Origin of the sequence: Alcanivorax sp. S6407, from assembly GCF_023016115.1 — a bacterium.
Taxonomy (GTDB): Bacteria; Pseudomonadota; Gammaproteobacteria; order Pseudomonadales; family Alcanivoracaceae; genus Alcanivorax.
Window position 1 is genome coordinate 121248 of sequence record NZ_JALKBH010000001.1, and the last position, 18130, is coordinate 139377.

The window sequence follows — 18130 nt, forward strand, 5'->3', positions numbered from 1 at the left end:
CAGGTGCCCGGGCGACTGCACGGATACCGGTCATGGATACTGACCCGGTGCTGTGCAGTGGCCTTTCCTCCTTTTTAGGGATGAAGTGATCCTGTTGGCAAAGGGATGGCGATGAACGGCCTATAACAGTGGCTGAAAAATCACCAGTGAACAGATCGCGGCACATTCATGGCCAAATGGCTGCATATCCCGTAAGACAAGGGCTTGAGGGAATGTAAGAGATGGCTTACAACGCCTGGCTAGCCTTGCGGAACTGGCCCGGTGTCTGGCCGGTGTGGCGCTTGAAACTGCGCTGGAATGAGCGGATGTCGGAGTAACCGAGGGCGTCGGCGATGCAGGTCTGTGCCTGGTCGGTGTTGCGTAGTAACTGTTTGGCCTGTTCCAGGCGAATTTCGTCCAGCAGTTTCTGCCAGCTCTGCCCTTCCTCTGCCAGATGACGGTGCAGGGTGCGGATATTCATGCCCAGTTTTTCAGCCACAGCCTCCTTGCGGGGCAGGGTGTGGCCGATGGCATCCTTGATGCACTGGCGCACCCGCTGGCTGAGGCTGGTTTCGATGCCCAGCTGTGCCAGCTGCGCAGTGGCGTGTGCTTCCAGGGTGGACAGCAGCAACGGATCCGGCTGGCGAATGGGCAGCATCAGCAGGTCAGGAGCCCCGACAAGGGCAGAGTGGGGCTGACCGAAGCGCACGGGGCAGTGAAAGATGCGTTCGTATTCGGCAATCTGTTCCGGCGGAGGCGCAGTGTGCTCAAGCAGCACTTCTGCCGGGGACAGGGTGTCGTTGCCGGTGAGCCAGCGGGCGTAGCACAGCCAGGAACTGAGCACATTGTCGATCAGATGGCGCCGTACCGGCTGATCCGGGTAACGGCAGTGCCAGCGGATCTGCGCCTGTTCATGGGCCATGTCGATATCCGTGGTGCCCATGTCGCCCACCAGACGTTCATACAGGGTGACCTTGAGCAGCGCCTCGTGGAGCGTATGCACACTCATGGCGATGTAGCCCATCACATGGTAGGAGCCGGGCTGGATGAAGGCGGAGGTGTGCAGGCCGAACAAGGGATCCCCGGACTGGTCGGCTAGCGCTTCCAGCAGGCGTTGGAAGTCCCGGCCGTCCACCCTGGCGTCAGGCCGCAGGGCCTGATCTGCCTGCAGTCCGGCCGCGGTAAGCAGCGCGGCCGTGTCCAGCCCGAGCTTGTCGGCATGGGCCAGGTATTGCTGCAAGGCGGCGCTGCTGATTTCTCCCAGGTCCGTCATGGTCGGCCTAGTCCAGTTCAAAGGTGATCTGCACCTGGGCGCTGATGTCGGTTTCGCCGGGACGGAAACTCTCAGCGGCACCGTCTTTCATGCGGGTAGCCATCATCATCGGCCGTGGACTGTTTACCGAGTGGGATTCGATGCGGATGGCTTCACCCACGTCGCGGCCGGCGGCAGCGGCGAGGACCTCGGCCTTGTCACGGGCATCCTGTACGGCATTTTTCAGGGCAGTGTGGCTGAGTGTGTCCGCGTTGCTGACCTCGCTGCCGGCTGGCTGGATGTCGCGAACGTCAAGTTTGGCCAGGCCATCCAGTAATTCGGCATAGGTGTCCAGCCCGTTTACACGAAAATGCACAGAGCGGGAAACCTGGTGTCCGATCAGCTTGCGCTCGGGCTGGTACTGCCACTGTGGGCTAACGCGGAATTCGGTGGCCCGGGTTTGCGCTTGCGGAATATCCAGATCGTCGGCCAGCTCCAGCATGGCTTCGATTTCCTCATCGACACGGGATTTCATCGCATCAATATCATTGCCATCCGCCTGCGCGGTGGCATTCACGGAAAAGACATCCGGAGTGGCGGTGACTTCGCCCTGGCCGGAGACGGTAATGCTGTCACGTTCCTGGGGCTGGGGAGGATGGCCGCAGGCAGAGAGAAACAGAAGCGAGAGGCTGGTCAGGCAAAGGACGGAAAAGCCTTTCATGAGGTCTCCTTGTTATATGTATACCTTGTAGAACCTATTGTGCGAATTTCTCCGGGGATAGCCAGAGCAGAAAGCGGGTTTTGTGTCGGTTGGGTTCAAGCTACAAGCTGCAAGCTACAAGGAAAAGCAAAAACAGACTGGGCCTTGGTTGATGATGCGTAAGCCCCTATCATCGCAGCGTCCGGAAAAAGAGGTTGAATCATGAGTGCAGCAGAGCAGGCGATACGGGAACAACTGGGGCGTTTTGTGCCAGAGGATCTGGGTGTCTCACTGGCCCAGGCCAATGCCGCTATCGACATCGTTGTCGGCGATGCCGCTGTGGCCGCAACGGTGACGCTGGGGTATCCCTGTGCCGGGATGGAGCCGGAACTGCAATCCAGGATGCAGGATCATCTTGCCGACCTGCTCGACGGTCGGGCGTTTTCGCTTTCTCTGAAGAAACAGGTGATGCCGCACCGGACCCAGTCTGATATGCCGGCGCTGGATCAGGTGGCCAACGTGATTGCGGTAGCTTCCGGCAAGGGCGGCGTGGGCAAGTCCACCACGGCGGTGAATCTGGCGTTGGCGCTGCAGGCGGAAGGCGCCCGGGTGGGGCTGCTGGATGCGGATGTGTTTGGTCCCAGTCAGCCATTGATGTTGGGAAAACCTGACGGGACTCGCCCGGAGGTGCTGGACGGCAAGACCTTCGTGCCGGTGGATGCCTACGGTCTGCAGACCATGTCCATGGGCTATCTGACCACTCAGCAGACCCCGGTGGTGTGGCGTGGTCCCAAAGCCAGTGGCGCTCTGGTGCAGATGATGGAGCAGACCCGCTGGCAGGGGCTGGATTACCTGCTGGTGGATCTGCCCCCGGGTACTGGGGATATCCAGCTTACCCTGGCCCAGAAGATACCGGTGGCCGGTGCCGTGGTGATTACCACGCCCCAGGATATTGCCCTGCTGGATGCTATCAAGGGGGTGGAGATGTTCCGCAAGGTGGACATCAAGGTATTGGGCATCGTGGAAAACATGGCGGTACATATCTGCAGTAACTGTGGCCACCAGGAGCATGTCTTCGGCCAGGGCGGCGGTGAGCGTATGGCGCAGGAATACGACACCGAGGTGCTGGCGGCGCTGCCGTTGTCCCTGAAGATCCGTGAGCAGGCAGACAGCGGCAAGCCGGTCGTGGCGGCCTGCCCGGACAGCGAGGAAGCGGCCCTGTACCGCAAGGCGGCACGACGCCTGGCGGCCCGACTATCTTTGACCGAACAGGGCAAGCGCGCCTTCCCGAAGGTGACGCAGCATTAAAAGAAGCTTCAAGCCCCAAGCTGCAACGCGGAACAGGGGAGGGGTGTCAGAGGTTGTGCCCGCGCAGGAGCCCCGGGCGCGGCGGCAGACCAGGAACCCGGTATTGCCTGGCTGCGCGTTGTAGCTTGCAGCTTGAGGCTTGTAGCTGGTGTTACGTCTGGCATCCGGCGTCCCGCGTCTATACCATTAAGCGCTTGAAATTACGGCTCACCCCATTTCGGAACCGAGAGGCAGGAATGACAATTAAATCGGATCGCTGGATTACCCGCATGTCGAAAGAGCACGGCATGATCGAGCCTTTTCAGGCCGAGCAGGTGCGTGCGGATGCCGAGGGCAACAAGCTGATTTCCTACGGGGTGTCCAGCTACGGCTATGACGTGCGTTGTGCAGATGAATTCAAGGTGTTCACCAATATTCACTCTGCCACGGTGGATCCAAAGCACTTCGACGAGCGCAGCTTCGTGGATATCAAGGGTGAGTACTGCATTATCCCGCCCAATTCCTTCGCGTTGGCCCGCACCGTGGAGTATTTCCGCATTCCGCGTAATGTGCTCACCGTGTGCCTGGGCAAATCAACCTATGCCCGTTGCGGCATCATCGTGAACGTGACTCCGCTGGAACCGGAGTGGGAAGGGCATGTGACCCTGGAATTTTCCAACACCACCACCTTGCCGGCGAAGATCTATGCCAACGAAGGGGTGGCGCAGATGCTGTTCTTCGAATCCGATGAGGTGTGTGAAACCTCCTACGGGGATCGTGGCGGCAAATACCAGGGCCAGAAAGGGGTTACCCTGCCTCGGGCGTAACCGCTTCTGGAGCGGGCTGACTGCTGTCAGCCTCGTTTTGCTGAGTGATGGCCTTGCTGTCGACGGTGTCAGAGGTGTCGGGATCCGGGCCCTTGTAATCGGTCATGATCAGATCAGCCTTCAGGAAGGTGCTCTCGATGTGTTTGGCCTTCACCACCATATAATCCAGAGACGGCGCTACCCAGAACAGGGTGCGCCGTTTTTTCTTGCTGTCACCGTCGCGCTTCTTTTCCACCAGCAGGGTGTCCAGCTTGCCCAGCGGCGTCTTGATGGTTTCCCGATCAATCACTGCAAAATGATGGGTCCGGATGCGGTCGCCGTAGACGCTGGTCACGGAGTAATTGTCTGACCCTTGCGAGAACACGCAACGCCCGCGTAACAGGATGGTCAGTTCATCGAGGGTGTTGTCAGGGATATCGATGCTTTCCTTGTCATCCTCGGAGACGTTGTGCACTCGCGGCGGCGCCCACTGGAAATTCATCCGGTGATAACGGTGCTGGCCAAAACCTTCAAACTCATGCAGGTAGCGGCTGGTGCGTGGCTGGCAGTCGCGCCATTCGAAAAAGCTTTCCTCGGTATTGGTGAGCAGAAACGATTTGGCCTTTAGCAGCATGTGATAGCTGTCTTCCCCCTCCGCCGGCTCCAGTACCAGGTCTGCTTTTACCGGGGTCGGCAGCTTGTTGACGTAGATGCGGAATTCGGCCGCGAATGGGGCAAGGGTGTCGGCCAGGGCCTGATTGCACAGCAGCACTGACAGCAAGAAAAACACTTGGCGCACGGTTATTGCCCCTCCAGGGATTGCAGCGTCATGACATGCTCTCCGTCTTTGTTCTTTTGCTGCAACTGTACCAGAAGAAATTGATGATTCGGTGCAAACCACATGAAAGTTTGTCGAGGGCTGTTGGCCTCACGAACCCGCTGTACCTTGACGGTTTTCAAACGCTCGCCATCAATTTTCAGGATGTCTTCGCCAACCACCTGGAAACGCTGTTTTTCGACGGATTTTTCATCGGCCACATCCAGTTCGATATCCTTGTCTCCGCGCTCAAGAGCACACTGCAAGGCCAGGCTTACGGACAGTTCGTCGGTTGCGGTGTCAGAGATAGGGTAGTTCAGACGGGCCTTGCCACTTCGCTCGCTGGCTGCCACGCCGGTTTCGCGATTGAGGTGCAGGGTGGCTTCCTTGACCCGGCCCAGACCCTTGCGCAAATAACCGTAGTAACTGCTTTGCGGGGTGCAGGACTGCCAGTTGAACAGGGCCGTTTCACGAATTTCTCCGAGCCAGTTCTTGGCACTGACTTCCATCTTCCACAGACCACCCTGAACCTGTCGCAAGGTGCGGGTGGCGGTGATGGTAAAGGGAATACCTTCGCTTTTCAGGCGATAATCAAGCGTAAAAGGTGTGACCGGCGGCTGGGCCGCGGCAACGGGGGCCACAGCCAGCGGGACCAGCAGTAGCAGAAGGGTCCTAAGAGACCTGGTAACCCTGTGTCGGTAGAGGCTTCCCATCCAGTGATACTCCGTGCTCGTCCAGTGACAGACGCTGCTCTGCGCGCCATTGCAATACCAGCGGATAAAGCTGGTGTTCGCAAACCTGTACACGTTTGGACAGGGAATCCGGATTATCGTTCGCAACTATTTCTACGCGGGCCTGGGCGATCAGTGGCCCACCATCCAGTTCTTCGGTGACAAAGTGGATGGAGCAGCCATGTTCGCTGTCGCCGGCCTCCAGGGCGCGAGCATGGGTATGCAGGCCGCGGTACTTGGGTAGCAGGGAGGGGTGGATATTGACCAGTCGGCCGGTGTATTCACGCACAAACAGGGGCGAGAGAATACGCATGAAACCGGCCAGCACCACGGTTTCCGGCTGGTAGGGGTTGAGGGCGTCGATCATGGCCTGATCGAAGGCCTCGCGGCTGTCGAATTGGCGGTGATCCAGTACCACGGTGGGAATACCCGCCTGATGGGCCCGCTCAAGCCCCCCGGCATCGGCCTTGTTGGACAACACCACCGCAACACTGGCATTCAGGGTGCCGTCGGTAATGGCATCAAGAATGGCCTGCAGGTTGGTGCCGGAGCCACTGATCAGGACGGCCAGGCGATGTGGCGTGGCAGAGGAGTTGTCGGTCATCGAGGGTGTTTCCGGGTCCTTGGCATGGGGGAGGGGCTGCCGGTTGCCAGCAGCCCCTGGCCGATCAGTCTTTCAAACCGTCAAGAATGACTTCGGGCTCACCTTCGCCGGCGGTGATTTCGCCCATCAGGAAAGCGTGCTCACCTTCGGCTTCCATCAGTGCCAGGGTGGCATCTACCTGGTCGGCCGGTACGGCGATGACCATGCCGACGCCGCAGTTGAAGGTGCGATACATTTCGAAGGCCGGTACCTGGCCTTCCTGCTGCAGCCACTGGAATACCGCCGGGAACTCCCAGCTACTGGTGTCAATCACGGCACGGGTGTTGTCCGGCAGTACCCGGGGCAGGTTTTCCGGCAGACCGCCACCGGTGATATGTGCCAGGGCGTGCACCTCAACCTGCTCGATCAGCTTGAGCAGTGGCTTCACGTAAATGCGGGTGGGAGCCAGCAGGTGCTCCATGAGGGGCTTGCCCTCCAGCTCGATGTTGGTCTCTGCCTGGGCCATGATGCGACGTACCAGAGAGTAACCGTTCGAATGCGGACCACTGGAGGCCAGACCGATCAGCTTGTCGCCGGCCTGGACCTTGCTACCATCGAGAACGCCGTCCTTTTCGACTACGCCGACACAGAAGCCGGCCAGATCATAGTCTTCGCCTTCATACATACCGGGCATCTCGGCGGTTTCCCCACCGATCAGGGCACAGCCTGCCATCTCGCAGCCTTCACCGATGCCGGTGACCACGCTGGTGGCGGTTTCCACGTCCAGCTTGCCGGTGGCGTAGTAATCGAGGAAGAACAGAGGCTCGGCACCGCCCACAATCAGATCGTTGACACACATGGCCACCAGATCGATACCGACCTTGTCATGGCGACCGGTGTCGATGGCCAGCCGCAACTTGGTGCCAACCCCATCGGTGCCCGCCACCAGCACCGGATTCTTGTAACGGCTGGGCAGCTCACAGAGGGCGCCGAAACCGCCCAGGCCACCCAGGACCTCGGGGCGACGGGTACGCTTGGCCACAGGGGCGATACGCTTTACCAGCTCGTTTCCGGCATCGATGTCGACGCCAGCGTCACGGTAGGTCAGTGGCCGTTTCTGTTCGGTCATGGGGGGCTCCGGATTGATGAAGGCGCGTATTTTAAGAGTCCGGGGAATATCTTTCCACCGCTGTGTGGCAGAGATGCAGTGGAAGATCCGGGGCGGCGGTGCAGAGAAGAGGTTTTGTCGCGGCTCCTTAATAGGTGATAATAGCGCGCTTTGAAGGACTCGGTTGGATTTGGTGCTCATGCGTGGATATGGAAAGCAGGTTGTAGCAGCACTGTTCATGGGGCTTGTGATGTTGTCGGCGGTGCCGGTAGCTCAGGCGGGCACACTGGATACCGTCACGGTGGAGGTGGAAAACCGCACCCCGGAAGAGCAGCAGCGGGCTCTGGCTGAGGCGCTCAATCAGGTGCTGGTGCGCCTGAGCGGCAAGGAGTCGGTGCTGGAATTGCCGGTGGCGCAGGAAGCAGCTGAACAGCTGCAGCGCTGGGTGGTGCGTCAGGATTATCGCGATGGCGCTCTGGTGGCCCGGTTTGATACGGCCGGACTGATGGATCTGCTGTCTTCCCGACGCGCCCCGGTGTGGGGTGTGCCCCGCCCGCGGGTACTGGTCTGGCTGGTGGATCAGGGCACAGGCAAGGGCAGCATGGTCAATCCCGGGCACCCGGATTTTGCCATGCTCAAGGAGGAAGCCGAGCGGCGCGGTCTGGATGTGGTCCTGCCCGAGTGGGATGCGGCAGACCGTGATGTGCTGGCGGTAGCGGATATCCGTGGCCGTTTTGACAACCAGATTCTCAGTGCTTCCGCCCGCTATCCCCATGAAATGGTGTTGGCTGCGGTGCTCTACAGTGGCAGCCCGGCCACGGTGAGCTGGCGGGTGCTGCAGGGGCGCAAGGCCTTGACGGATGGTCGCCTGAAGGCGGATTCCACTGCGCAGGCCATCACCGATCTGGTGGATGCGGTGACGGATCAGCTGGCTGACCGTTTCGCTGTCACCGGAGGCGCCACCGACCAGCGCACCCTGCTGACGGTGGAATCCGTGGGGGCGCTGGGCGCCTGGAAGTCGCTGCGCGACTTTCTTTCCGGCCTGGGCGGTATGCAAAGCGTCTCTCTGGTGCAGGTTTCCGGTGATTCCCTGATCTACGGCCTGGATTTCAGTGGCAGCGATGCCCAGTTGCGTGATCTGTTGTCGCTGTCTTCTTCGCTGACCCCCTGTCCCGATCAGGCGGTGGCCGGTCCGCAGTGGCGTTACTGCTGGCGTCGCTGATCGATGGTGTCGCAATTACCGCTTGCCCTCCAACTGCGCGAGGGCAACGACCTGTCCAATTTTGTCGCCGGTGAAAACGGTGCCCTGTTTCAGGGAATCCGCGAAACCGTAGTGGGCGCGGATCGGCAGGCCTTTATCTGGGGGCCCGACGGTCAGGGCAAGAGTCATCTGCTGGAAGGGGCCGTGCGTCTGGCCCAGCAACATGGTCTGAGTGCCTGCCTGCTGCCGGCGGAAGAGTTGCTGCCGCTGAGTCCGGAAGTGCTGGAATCCATGGAGCAGTTCGATCTGCTGGCCCTGGACGATTGTCAGCATTTTGCCGGCGATCCCCGCTGGGAAGAGGCCCTTTTCCATCTTTATAACCGCCTGATGGCGCGGGGAGGGCGCTTGTTGGTTACCGCCAACGCTTCACCCACGGCGATGGGGTTGATGCTGCCGGATCTGGCCACCCGGCTGGCCGCCGGACCAGTGTACCGTCTGCAGCCGCTGGATGACGCGGCCATGGAAACCCTGCTGGTGGAGCGGGCGCGAGCCCGCGGTTTGCGGCTGGAGCCGGAGGTGGCGCACTTCATCGTGCTGCGCAGCGAGCGCAGTCCGGCGGGCCTGGTGGCCCTGCTCAATCGCCTGGATCAACTGGCACTAGCGCAACAGCGCTCTGTCACTATTCCCTTTGTCAAGGATGCGCTGGGGTGGTAAAAAGAGCCGATTACACACGAACAACAGTCTGATACCGAGATCGGCGGTACTATTGTCTGGAATTACACAGGGTTACATTTCCCTGGTCTTTGGGCTCCGAACGACTTATTAGAACAATAATGCCAGGCGGACACACGCCTGCAGGAGAACACAATGCGCCACCCCGGGCTTTGGCAGTGCCTTGCTGGCTGTACCCTGCTATTTGCAGCCTCGTCCCATGCCACCATTTACGAGATCAACAGTACTTCGGATCCTGAAGTCACGGTGGTGGCTGTGGATTCCGTTGATGAGTCTCCGAATCCGCCAATCTGGGATGAAAACACAGAGTGGCAAGTGACTACGTCCGTAGCGGATGGCCTTTGCTCGATTCGTGAAGCGGTATATGCCAGTAACTACCGTATCCCCGTTGATGGCTGTGAAGCTGGAACCGGCACTGACACCATCAAGCTGAAAGAAGACACCACTTACTTTCTTACTCAGGGAAATCTACCTGTTGGTAATGGCGAAAGAATAGTGGTGACGTCTGAGGAAGTGCCGGCTCCCACTGAAACTGATCCGAATGCTACGACGACCGAATACACCATCACCTTTGAGCCGCAGTCCAGTCAGATTGCCATCAACCTCCAGCTGGACGCCTTCGAAGAACCGGAGGACAAGATCCGTCCGGTAATCTCTGCCGACAACAACTCCCGAGTGTTCTGGATCGATGATGGCGGCGCTCTGTCTTTGGCCAATGTGGAGCTGATTGATGGTGACGCATCTGGGGCGGGAGCGGACAGCTCTGTCGATAATAATGGTGGCCTGATTCGTGCCATGGGCACGGTGATCGTCAACAGCAATGTGCGCCTGGCGGGCGGCACGGCCGACAATGGTGGTGCCGTCTATATGACCGAAGGCAGCGGTATGGCTTTTCGCTCAGGGGGACTGTTCGAAGATAACGTGGCCAACCAGATGGGCTCGGTGATTGCCACCTCCGACACCTTCAATGGCTCCATCATCGGTTATGACTTCTACATGGCCAGTAACCAGGCCGGTGGAGGTGTGGATGCTGGCGTTATCTATCTGGCTGGCGGCGACCCAGGTGCTGACGCCATCCCCGAGGATAACTCCGTGGTTCCTCCGATCCCGGCGGTTCCCGCTGTGCCTGCGGTACGGGTAGGGATGGAGCTGGCGAATGGCACCATCACTGGAAACACCGGCGGCGCTATCAATGTGGTGTCAGAAAACTATGCCTCCGTATTGGTGAATATGACGGTTGCCTACAATGACGGCGTAGCACTGACCATGGCGGAAACCGTGTTCAATGACCCGGCTGAGGCAGAGACCACCGACCATATTCTGCACACGGTACTGGTGGGCAACTCTGGCGGCGCTTGCGCCGGAGCAGCTCTGGATGGCACTGCCGTCAATGCCGATGCGGCGGCCCGGTTGCTGTTCACCATTACCGATGATGGCAACTGTCCGTTGCCGGAAGAACAGACGCTTGGAACACCGGTGACCAACAACCCCAACGGTGCCGGCCTTGATGTGCTATTGGGAGAGGGGCGTGTTCCCTGTGGGGATGCCAGCTTCGCTCCTGATCTGTGTCGTCCCATGAGCGCGGAAGAGATTGATGGCACCTATCCGGGCTATCTGCCCAATCCTTTGCCTGCTGCCGTTGAGCTGGATCCCATGGCGGCCAGCCTGTTCGATCGCGGCAATCCCGAGAATGCCGTGACCGATCCCTGTGAAAATACCGACAACCGGGGCAAGTCTCGCGGTGGCCCGGGTGGTCGCTGTGATGTGGGCGCTATTGAGTTCCTGCGCGCCCAGGCTCAGCCCATTGAAATTGACATGATCAGCGGCAGAAGTGTGCTGGGTGATGTGGCGGCAAATGACCTCAATGACACAAACCTTGATTGCCGCCGGCTGGAGCCCATTGTGGATGCCGAAAACAGCTGCATGGGTGATCAGACTTGTATCGATCAGGGCGTGCTGGATCGCTGCCTGACAGTGATTGAATTTCCGGAGCGGGGCAGTGCTGTGCCGGTGATTGATGCCAACGGCTACCCGAGAATTCGCTATACCCCGTTTTCTGCGTTCCACGGTGTCGATCAGATCCGTTATGTGGTCGACAAGGATGCCTTCTTCGGTGGAACCGATCTGGGCCAGAACCAGGACGAGATTGCCAATTTCTTCGCTGAACCGGCCTCAGGCCTGAAGGAATCGAAAAGTATTTTTGATGAAAGTGCCGGTGCTCAGGGGGGCTGGATGCTGTTGATGGTTGCAGTCATGGGGCTGGTTCGTCGTTACAAGGCTATCCTCAAGGGATGGCTGGCATTGTTGGTTTTGGTCAGCAGCGGCCAGGCCATGGCGGTGGATATCGAGGTGAACTCACTGGCCGATAACATCCCGCCGATCAACAACGACGGCCTGTGTACCCTGCGCGAAGCGTTGCTGAATGCCGGGGCTGCCGCCAGCACGGATTGTACCTACGGGGGCAATTCCACCGATACGATTCTGCTGCCGGCCGGGGATATCCAGTTGCAAGGCACATTGATCATCGAAGGTGGTGGTGTCGAGATCATTGGCAAGGGCGCGCGCGATGAAGACCCGGCAGATGATGACGAGACCCTGACCCGGATTCTGGGCGATGGCAGTTTCCGTCTGTTCGAAGTGCAGCCGCCCAATTCCAGCTCTGCCTATCCGTCCGTACGTTTTCAGTACCTGACCCTGGAGGAGGGCTTTGTCAGCGGGAACGGTACCGATGGTACCGGTTCCGGCGCGGTGATCATTTCCGGCGGTTCGGTCATTTTCGACCGCGTGCGGATTCTCAATAATTACGCTGAAGCCAATGGTGGCGTAGCTTTCATTCGTTCCAATGCCGGCAATGAAAAGCTGCTCACCTTCAACCGCAGCTTTGTCAGCAACAATGAGGCGGGCATCTCCGGCGGGGTCATGTCCAGCACCGCACAGGTGGGGGAAACCTTCAAGATTGCCATTATCGACAGTACGTTCCAGGGCAATACCGCCGCGGTGGAAGGCGGGGTGCTGGATGCCAACGTCCGTGCCGGTGAGCTGCAGATTGCCAACAGTACCTTTGTGGACAACACGGCATCGAAAGGCTCGGCGCTGGACCTGAGCGGCATGGCCGTAAACGCCAATATCATGAACGCCACCTTCCTCAACAATAGCGGAGGGTTGGGCATTGATCTTGGCGATGCGGATACTGAAACCCGGATGAGCAACACGGCCTATTTCAACAGTGGTGATGCCTGCAGCACGGGTGCAACGTTGCTACACGAAAGTGCCTACAACGCCTATTCCGGCCTGGCCTGTGTGGCGACCAACGTCAGCACCACCGATCAGGCTTCTACGGGCGCCGCTTCATTACTGACAACCTTGAGTGATGCGGAAGGTGAGGGCAGCAGTGATGACTATGTGCCGCCCTATCTGGCCATCAACAATGCCGAAACCGATATGGTGCTGGTGAACATGGGCAACGACGATGCCTCGCTGGCCAGTGGCACCACTGCTCCCCTGGCGTGCCGTGCCACGGACCTGCGCGGGGTCGACCGGACTTCCGGCGGAGTCTGTGATGTGGGCGCCTTCGAATACCAGCAGATCACCGCCGAAGATGACGAAGGCAGTAACCAGAATACCCCTGCCCGCCAGGTGCCGGTGGATATTCTCGATAACGATCTGCCCAGCGATGGGGGAGAGTTCGTGCTGCTGGATGACATGAATCCGGGTGTGTTTGCGCTGGGTAACTTTACCTTTGAGCATGCCAGGTGGGATTCCAGCCAGGATCCGGAAAAGTACGTGGGCACAGGTCACAACTATCTCCAGGATATTGCTCCGACGGGTGACCCTACGGTGTTCACCCTCGATATGCAGATCGATTATGATGCAGATCCGCAAACCGCAACGCAGGATGAGCTCTCCATGGACGGCGCGACGCTTCGCTTCGTCTGGCTCTACTACAATGAAGATCGTGATGGGTACGACCTGAAATGTGGTGACCCGATCCCGCAACACGTGATTGACGATAACCCGAGTCTGTTTGAGGACGGGGATATCGCTGACGAGTGCGTGGTGTTGTTCACTCCGCCTGAAGCGCCGGAGTTTGATGATCGTATGTGTTCCAGCACCAGCGAGAGTCCGGTGGAAGTGGCTTTCCTCTACACCTTTACCGACAGCAATGGTGCTACCTCGGCTCCGGCTACCGTGGTGATGACCCTCAAGGACAAGGCGCCCAAGCTGGAAGGCAAGTCGGTACTCAACCAGGCCGGCAGCAAGGTGGTGTTCAAGCTGGTGGTGAGTGATCCGGATGAGCCGGATGCGGTGATCGACTGGACCAGTGGCCGCTACGATGTGACCATCGCTTCCGAACCCAGCTTCGCCAAGCAGAACAGCAATGGCGATGTGCTGGGGACCGGCATCATCATTGATGATGACAACGCCGGCACCGTGACCTATGTGCCGAAGAGCAATTACAACACCTTCAAGGATTCTTTCACTCTTAAGGTGGAAGACACCTTGTGTGGCACCACCTCCCAGCAGGTGCGCTACACGGTGAGCTATTTCAACGAAGAAACCTCTGCCGGTTCCGGCAGCATGGGCTGGATGATGCTGGGTAGCGTATTGCTGCTATTACGCCGCAGGCTTGCGGCGTAACAGGGTGCGCTTGGCCAGTTCCCAGACCAAGGCGCCGGCCACCATGCTGATCACCAGTAACAGCAGTTTGGGGATGTCCACCAGGGTCCAGAACAGGATGTCGATGCTGGTGGGCTCCAGATTCTGAGCCACGATAATGATCAGCAAGATCAATCCGAGAAGCTGTAGTGCGCCGATCGGATGGCTGATCAGCCACTGGCCGGATTTCTTGCTGCCCCGTGCCAGGGCGGACGATTTCTTTTGGCTGGTTTCCGTTTCCATTTCACTCTCCCTCATCGGCATTGCAGCCTTCTCACCTTAGTCTAACTCGTCGTCGTACTGCCAGCCCTCTATACTGTGGAAACAAATGAGAGGGAGGTGTGAATGGACATCAGTGCCGGTTGGGATCTTGTGGTGATTGGGAGTGGCCCGGCAGGGGAGGCGGCAGCCATGCAGGCGGCCAAGAAAGACCTGCGGGTGGCCATTGTCGAAGACCAGAAAGCCATGGGGGGCAACTGCACCCACTGGGGCACCATTCCTTCCAAGGCACTGCGTCATCAGGTACGGCAGGTGATTCGTACCCAGCGTAACCCTTTATTGCGCGGAATCATCAACCCCAGGGATGTGCGTTGGCAGGATCTGATTACCCGAACCCAGGAAGTCATCGACTCCCAGGTGCAGGTGCGCACGGATTTCTATATTCGCAATCGCGTGACTATCTTTGCCGGCCGCGGCCGTATCGCCAACCCCCATGAAGTGCAGGTGGATGACAGCGAAGGGCGCACCCACTTGCTGGAAACGAAAAACATTCTGATTGCCACTGGTTCGCGTCCCTATCATCCGGCCGATGTGGACTTCGATCACCCCCGCGTCTATGACTCTGACACCATCCTGACCATGGACCACACCCCACGCCATATCATCATCTACGGCGCTGGTGTGATTGGTTCTGAATACGCCTGTATCTTTACCGGCCTTGGCATTCGTGTGGATCTGGTCAACTCCCGTGATCATCTGATGGATTTTCTGGATACGGAAATTTCCGATGCACTCAGTTATCACCTGCGCGATCAGGGCTGCACCATCCGTCAGGGAGAAGAGTACAGCAGTGTCGTGGCGGACGATGATGGTGTCACCCTCGAGCTCAAGTCTGGCAAGAAGCTGCGCGCGGACGCGCTGTTGTGGTGTAACGGTCGCTCCGGCAATACCGGCAACATGGGACTGGAAATGGTCGGGCTGGAGCCCAATGGCCGGGGCCAGCTTGCCGTCAATGAACGCTACCAGACCGAAGTAGAAAACATCTACGCCGTGGGCGATGTGGTGGGTTGGCCATCACTGGCCAGCGCCTCCTACGATCAGGGCCGCTTCTGCGCGGCGGCCATTGCCGGTGATGAGATCAAGCAAGTGAAAGATGTGCCCACCGGCATCTACACCATTCCCGGCATCAGTAGTGTGGGTCAGACTGAACAGGAACTGACCGAAGCGAAAATCCCCTACGAAGTGGGTCAGGCCTTCTTCCGCAACCTGGCCCGGGCGCAGATCACCGGTGAGCGGGTCGGGATGCTGAAAATCCTGTTCCACCGCGACACCCTGGCCATCCTCGGCATTCACTGCTTCGGCTACCAGGCCATGGAAATCGTCCACGTGGGCCAGGCCATCATGCGCCAGCCCGGCGAACACAACACCCTGGAATACTTCATCGACACCACCTTCAATTATCCGACCATGGCGGAGGCGTATCGGGTGGCGGCAATTAATGGGATTAATCGGATACAGCGGTGATTTTAGTTAACAGTTAACAGTGAATAGTTAACAGCGACGCGGTCGTTGTTTGTCTTTTCTGAAACGTATGAGGCCGCGCTCATGGTTTGGGCGCGGCCTCATACGTTTAAGATCAAAACAAGGCGCTTACGCGCACTGTTCATTGTCGGTTATTTTTGCCGGCCTCCATAAAAAACTCCCGATTCCGCTGCCTGGCCTGGCTGTTCTTGCGGATCAGGACGTAGGTGGCGCCGGTGCCGCCGCGGTTGGTGGGGGCGGTGTGGTAGGCGAGGACCAGATCGCTCTCGTGTAGCCAGTGCATCACGTAGCTTTTCAGGAAACCGGGGCGTTCGCTGTGCAGGCCCTTACCGTGGCTGATGATCACCGCGCGCAGGCTGTTCTCGTGGGCGCGGGTGAGGAACTGGTGCACCAGATTGCGGGCGTCCATGAGGCGCACGCGATGCAGATCCAGCACGTCTTGGGCATCGTATTTGCCCAGCCGGAGTTTACGGTACACCCCTTCCTGCACGCCGTTTTTCTTTACGCCTATGATATCGAGGGGACCAATAGGCTCTACCTGTTCAGGGACGGTCAGCGGGTTGCTGTCGCGCTTGTCATCCACGGCGGCCGCGCGGCGCAATTGCTCGCGAATACTGTCCTTGCGAGGGGGGCGGCCTGTATCTGCCCGACCATCCTGTTTGATGGGGGTGACATCCGCCATTTCGCGGCGAAACAGGTCGTCGTCATTGCTGGCCATGGAACTGCTCCACAAAACTACATACCGTAACTTTCGTTACTTGCATGGTACCGAAAGCGGGAGGAAACTGGCAGAAGAACCGGCATGAAAGAGGACTCGTTATGGAACGTCGTCGTTTTCGAAGGCCCCGGTTACGCCTGAACGTGAAGGCCAGCATCGGTAGCCAGCCTATTGGTCATGTTCTTAACCTCACCGATGAAGGTGTCTGCCTGACCGGTCGAGGAGTTCCCCCCAGCCAGATGCAAGCCCTGCGCCTGGATCTTCCCATACCCTTGTACGGACAGCGTGAAGTGGCAGTGATGGCAACGCCTTGCTGGCATGACTACTTGCCCAACGGCCACTGGCGTGGCGGTTTTCATCTCGATGTGGATGACAATGCCGTGTCCATTCTGACCACCCTGGCGGGTCGATACGGCGATAGCTGATCAGCAAAAAGCAAAAACGGGAGAGGCTCCGAAAGCCAGTGCCTCAGGCTTTCGGAGAGGGTGAGAGCTGGTAATGCTTTCAGGGCTCAGGAAAAACGTGAGTCCCGGTTTTCCCGGTTCTCGTTGTTCTCATCGCCATGATGTCGCTGCCGTTTTGCATCGCGTTTGCGACGATCCCGGTCTGCGCGCTTGTGTTCTTCTTCCCACTCTTCCGGTTCATAGTCATCAAAGTGTCGACGACCCATGGTGTTGCTCACTTTCCGCTGTTGATAGAAGGGAGACTGAAAAACGGCTCAATACCGTTCAGGCAGCCTCTGAAGCGATATATAGCACTAAAGCGAAAGCGGGAGAAGTGCCCGGAACGGCATTTATTGCCGTTCCTGACAATTGGCTGCTGATGGGGCTTATCTGGCGTAGGTCTGTTCCAGATAATTCAGGATGGCGGCGGACTCGAACATTTCCACGCCGGTGTTGGGGTCTACCAGGTAAGGTACCGCCATGCTGCCAGACCGGGTCAGCAGCTCGGCGCGGTTACGCTGGCTGGGGGTGTAGTCTGGCACCAGCTGCTTGCGCAGCGGCGGCAGCACCCAGTCCTGCCACTGATCACGACCACACTGGCGCAGCAGGTAGGGAATCTGCAGCTCGGTAAGCCGCTCACGGACCAGCCGGGCAAAGGGGCTGGCTTCAAACGAATAGAGCTCCAGGGGATGCTCTGGCGCCACCGAGTTGTCGCTGTAAATGCCGCGACGGACGCGGGGCAGGGAAGCCGCCACAGAGGCGGCTGTGCGCAGGCTGCGCACCAGCCAGCGTTTCGGTGCCGGGCGACCGCCGTATTCGCGGTACAGGTATTCGATGATGTCCGCAGATTCGTACAGTTCGGCGCCGGTATTGGGGTCCATCAGGTAGGGAAACTGCTGCTTGCCGCCCAGTCTTTCAGCCAGCGGCCGGTAACGGTCGCCGTCCTTGGGGCAGGGCAGAATCAGGGCATCCAGATCCAGGTCAGTGAGGGCTTCGCGCACCAGCCGGCAATAAGGGCAGCCTTCCATGTCATACAGCTCCAGCGGCTCTTCAGGCTGGCGGGCATGACCGGCGGTACCAATACCGCGCCCTTGCTGCAGCGCCGATGAGGCCAGTGACTGCAAAACATCCAGAGTGTGTGCCATCAGGGATCTCCTTTTAACAGCCGGTTAAGAATGGCAGAACCATAACAGCTATCAATGGTTGCGCAATGACTGTACAGACAGCGCGAAAGTGTTTGCCCTTTCCGCTCAACCCCCCTGTTAACTCCTGTCATTGAGTGAAACTGCCCCGGCAGGCACTCTTACCGTCTTTCCAACGTGGGCAGACTGCCTGTTATTGCACTGCCCTCCATAA

Annotated in this window: 17 protein-coding genes; 7 read left to right on the forward strand and 10 right to left on the reverse strand. The window is 58.9% G+C overall.

The window, feature by feature from the left end:
* Positions 1–226: 226 nt before the first annotated feature.
* Both MWU49_RS00525 and MWU49_RS00530 read right to left on the reverse strand, forming a co-directional pair.
* A complete protein-coding gene (locus MWU49_RS00525; protein ID WP_246966861.1) occupies positions 227–1252 on the reverse strand; it encodes an AraC family transcriptional regulator in 1026 nt (341 codons plus the stop codon).
* A gap of 7 nt (positions 1253–1259) precedes the next feature.
* On the reverse strand, positions 1260–1952 hold the full coding sequence (locus MWU49_RS00530; protein WP_246966862.1) for an SIMPL domain-containing protein: 693 nt from the start codon (positions 1950–1952) through the stop codon (positions 1260–1262).
* A 201-nt stretch (positions 1953–2153) separates the two neighbouring features.
* Here MWU49_RS00530 and apbC point away from each other — a divergent pair, with 201 nt between their 5' ends.
* Both apbC and dcd read left to right on the forward strand, forming a co-directional pair.
* Complete coding sequence (gene apbC / locus MWU49_RS00535) at positions 2154–3239, forward strand: iron-sulfur cluster carrier protein ApbC (RefSeq protein ID WP_246966863.1); 1086 nt, start codon at positions 2154–2156, stop codon at positions 3237–3239.
* A gap of 236 nt (positions 3240–3475) precedes the next feature.
* Positions 3476–4045 carry a dCTP deaminase gene (dcd, locus tag MWU49_RS00540; protein ID WP_246966864.1) on the forward strand — a complete coding sequence of 190 codons (570 nt, stop codon included), beginning with the start codon at positions 3476–3478 and terminating at the stop codon, positions 4043–4045.
* Here dcd and MWU49_RS00545 read toward each other — a convergent pair.
* The 4 genes from MWU49_RS00545 to purM all read right to left on the reverse strand — a co-directional run bounded on the left by MWU49_RS00545 (position 4026) and on the right by purM (position 7284).
* Positions 4026–4823: a DUF3108 domain-containing protein gene (locus MWU49_RS00545; RefSeq protein ID WP_246966865.1), complete on the reverse strand. Its 798-nt coding sequence runs from the start codon at positions 4821–4823 to the stop codon at positions 4026–4028. The two genes, dcd and MWU49_RS00545, sit on opposite strands and share 20 nt — an antisense overlap.
* A 2-nt stretch (positions 4824–4825) precedes the next feature.
* Positions 4826–5482 (reverse strand): DUF3108 domain-containing protein, encoded by a 657-nt coding sequence (locus MWU49_RS00550; RefSeq protein ID WP_246966866.1) that lies wholly within the window; start codon positions 5480–5482, stop codon positions 4826–4828.
* A 31-nt stretch (positions 5483–5513) separates the two neighbouring features.
* Positions 5514–6176 (reverse strand): phosphoribosylglycinamide formyltransferase, encoded by a 663-nt coding sequence (gene purN, locus MWU49_RS00555; RefSeq protein ID WP_246966867.1) that lies wholly within the window; start codon positions 6174–6176, stop codon positions 5514–5516.
* Between the two features lie 64 nt (positions 6177–6240).
* On the reverse strand, positions 6241–7284 hold the full coding sequence (gene purM, locus MWU49_RS00560) for a phosphoribosylformylglycinamidine cyclo-ligase (RefSeq protein WP_246966869.1): 1044 nt from the start codon (positions 7282–7284) through the stop codon (positions 6241–6243).
* Between the two features lie 178 nt (positions 7285–7462).
* On the opposite strand from purM, the gene MWU49_RS00565 reads away from it, so the two are divergent.
* The 3 genes from MWU49_RS00565 to MWU49_RS00575 all read left to right on the forward strand — a co-directional run bounded on the left by MWU49_RS00565 (position 7463) and on the right by MWU49_RS00575 (position 13834).
* Positions 7463–8485, forward strand: a complete 1023-nt coding sequence (locus MWU49_RS00565) for a DUF2066 domain-containing protein (protein WP_246966871.1) — start codon at positions 7463–7465, stop codon at positions 8483–8485.
* Between the two features lie 3 nt (positions 8486–8488).
* Positions 8489–9178 carry a DnaA regulatory inactivator Hda gene (hda, locus tag MWU49_RS00570; RefSeq protein WP_246966873.1) on the forward strand — a complete coding sequence of 230 codons (690 nt, stop codon included), beginning with the start codon at positions 8489–8491 and terminating at the stop codon, positions 9176–9178.
* A 153-nt stretch (positions 9179–9331) separates the two neighbouring features.
* Positions 9332–13834, forward strand: a complete 4503-nt coding sequence (locus tag MWU49_RS00575) for a choice-of-anchor Q domain-containing protein (protein WP_246966875.1) — start codon at positions 9332–9334, stop codon at positions 13832–13834.
* Here the strand turns inward: MWU49_RS00575 and MWU49_RS00580 are convergent.
* Complete coding sequence (locus MWU49_RS00580; RefSeq protein WP_246966877.1) at positions 13811–14095, reverse strand: hypothetical protein; 285 nt, start codon at positions 14093–14095, stop codon at positions 13811–13813. The two genes, MWU49_RS00575 and MWU49_RS00580, sit on opposite strands and share 24 nt — an antisense overlap.
* A gap of 102 nt (positions 14096–14197) precedes the next feature.
* Between MWU49_RS00580 and sthA the strand changes: the two genes are divergently transcribed.
* Complete coding sequence (gene sthA / locus MWU49_RS00585) at positions 14198–15595, forward strand: Si-specific NAD(P)(+) transhydrogenase (protein WP_246966879.1); 1398 nt, start codon at positions 14198–14200, stop codon at positions 15593–15595.
* Between the two features lie 139 nt (positions 15596–15734).
* Here the strand turns inward: sthA and smrA are convergent, their stop codons facing one another.
* Positions 15735–16331 carry a DNA endonuclease SmrA gene (gene smrA, locus MWU49_RS00590; protein ID WP_246966881.1) on the reverse strand — a complete coding sequence of 199 codons (597 nt, stop codon included), beginning with the start codon at positions 16329–16331 and terminating at the stop codon, positions 15735–15737.
* A gap of 101 nt (positions 16332–16432) precedes the next feature.
* Between smrA and MWU49_RS00595 the strand changes: the two genes are divergently transcribed.
* Positions 16433–16756, forward strand: a complete 324-nt coding sequence (locus tag MWU49_RS00595; RefSeq protein WP_246966883.1) for a hypothetical protein — start codon at positions 16433–16435, stop codon at positions 16754–16756.
* Between the two features lie 86 nt (positions 16757–16842).
* Here the strand turns inward: MWU49_RS00595 and MWU49_RS00600 are convergent, their stop codons facing one another.
* A complete protein-coding gene (locus MWU49_RS00600; RefSeq protein ID WP_246966885.1) occupies positions 16843–17001 on the reverse strand; it encodes a hypothetical protein in 159 nt (52 codons plus the stop codon).
* A 159-nt stretch (positions 17002–17160) separates the two neighbouring features.
* Entirely contained in the window at positions 17161–17919 is a 759-nt protein-coding gene (locus MWU49_RS00605; RefSeq protein WP_246966887.1) for a glutathione S-transferase N-terminal domain-containing protein, read from the reverse strand.
* Positions 17920–18130: the final 211 nt, after the last annotated feature.

Bases quoted from the DNA above. Each gene is read 5' to 3' on its own strand.
- MWU49_RS00525 (WP_246966861.1), bottom strand. From the start codon at position 1,252: ATGACGGACCTGGGAGAAATCAGCAGCGCCGCCTTGCAGCAATACCTG.
- MWU49_RS00530 (WP_246966862.1), bottom strand. From the start codon at position 1,952: ATGAAAGGCTTTTCCGTCCTTTGCCTGACCAGCCTCTCGCTTCTGTTT.
- apbC (WP_246966863.1), top strand. From the start codon at position 2,154: ATGAGTGCAGCAGAGCAGGCGATACGGGAACAACTGGGGCGTTTTGTG.
- dcd (WP_246966864.1), top strand. From the start codon at position 3,476: ATGACAATTAAATCGGATCGCTGGATTACCCGCATGTCGAAAGAGCAC.
- purN (WP_246966867.1), bottom strand. From the start codon at position 6,176: ATGACCGACAACTCCTCTGCCACGCCACATCGCCTGGCCGTCCTGATC.
- purM (WP_246966869.1), bottom strand. From the start codon at position 7,284: ATGACCGAACAGAAACGGCCACTGACCTACCGTGACGCTGGCGTCGAC.
- MWU49_RS00565 (WP_246966871.1), top strand. From the start codon at position 7,463: ATGCGTGGATATGGAAAGCAGGTTGTAGCAGCACTGTTCATGGGGCTT.
- hda (WP_246966873.1), top strand. From the start codon at position 8,489: ATGGTGTCGCAATTACCGCTTGCCCTCCAACTGCGCGAGGGCAACGAC.
- MWU49_RS00575 (WP_246966875.1), top strand. From the start codon at position 9,332: ATGCGCCACCCCGGGCTTTGGCAGTGCCTTGCTGGCTGTACCCTGCTA.
- MWU49_RS00580 (WP_246966877.1), bottom strand. From the start codon at position 14,095: ATGGAAACGGAAACCAGCCAAAAGAAATCGTCCGCCCTGGCACGGGGC.
- sthA (WP_246966879.1), top strand. From the start codon at position 14,198: ATGGACATCAGTGCCGGTTGGGATCTTGTGGTGATTGGGAGTGGCCCG.
- smrA (WP_246966881.1), bottom strand. From the start codon at position 16,331: ATGGCCAGCAATGACGACGACCTGTTTCGCCGCGAAATGGCGGATGTC.
- MWU49_RS00595 (WP_246966883.1), top strand. From the start codon at position 16,433: ATGGAACGTCGTCGTTTTCGAAGGCCCCGGTTACGCCTGAACGTGAAG.
- MWU49_RS00600 (WP_246966885.1), bottom strand. From the start codon at position 17,001: ATGGGTCGTCGACACTTTGATGACTATGAACCGGAAGAGTGGGAAGAA.
- MWU49_RS00605 (WP_246966887.1), bottom strand. From the start codon at position 17,919: ATGGCACACACTCTGGATGTTTTGCAGTCACTGGCCTCATCGGCGCTG.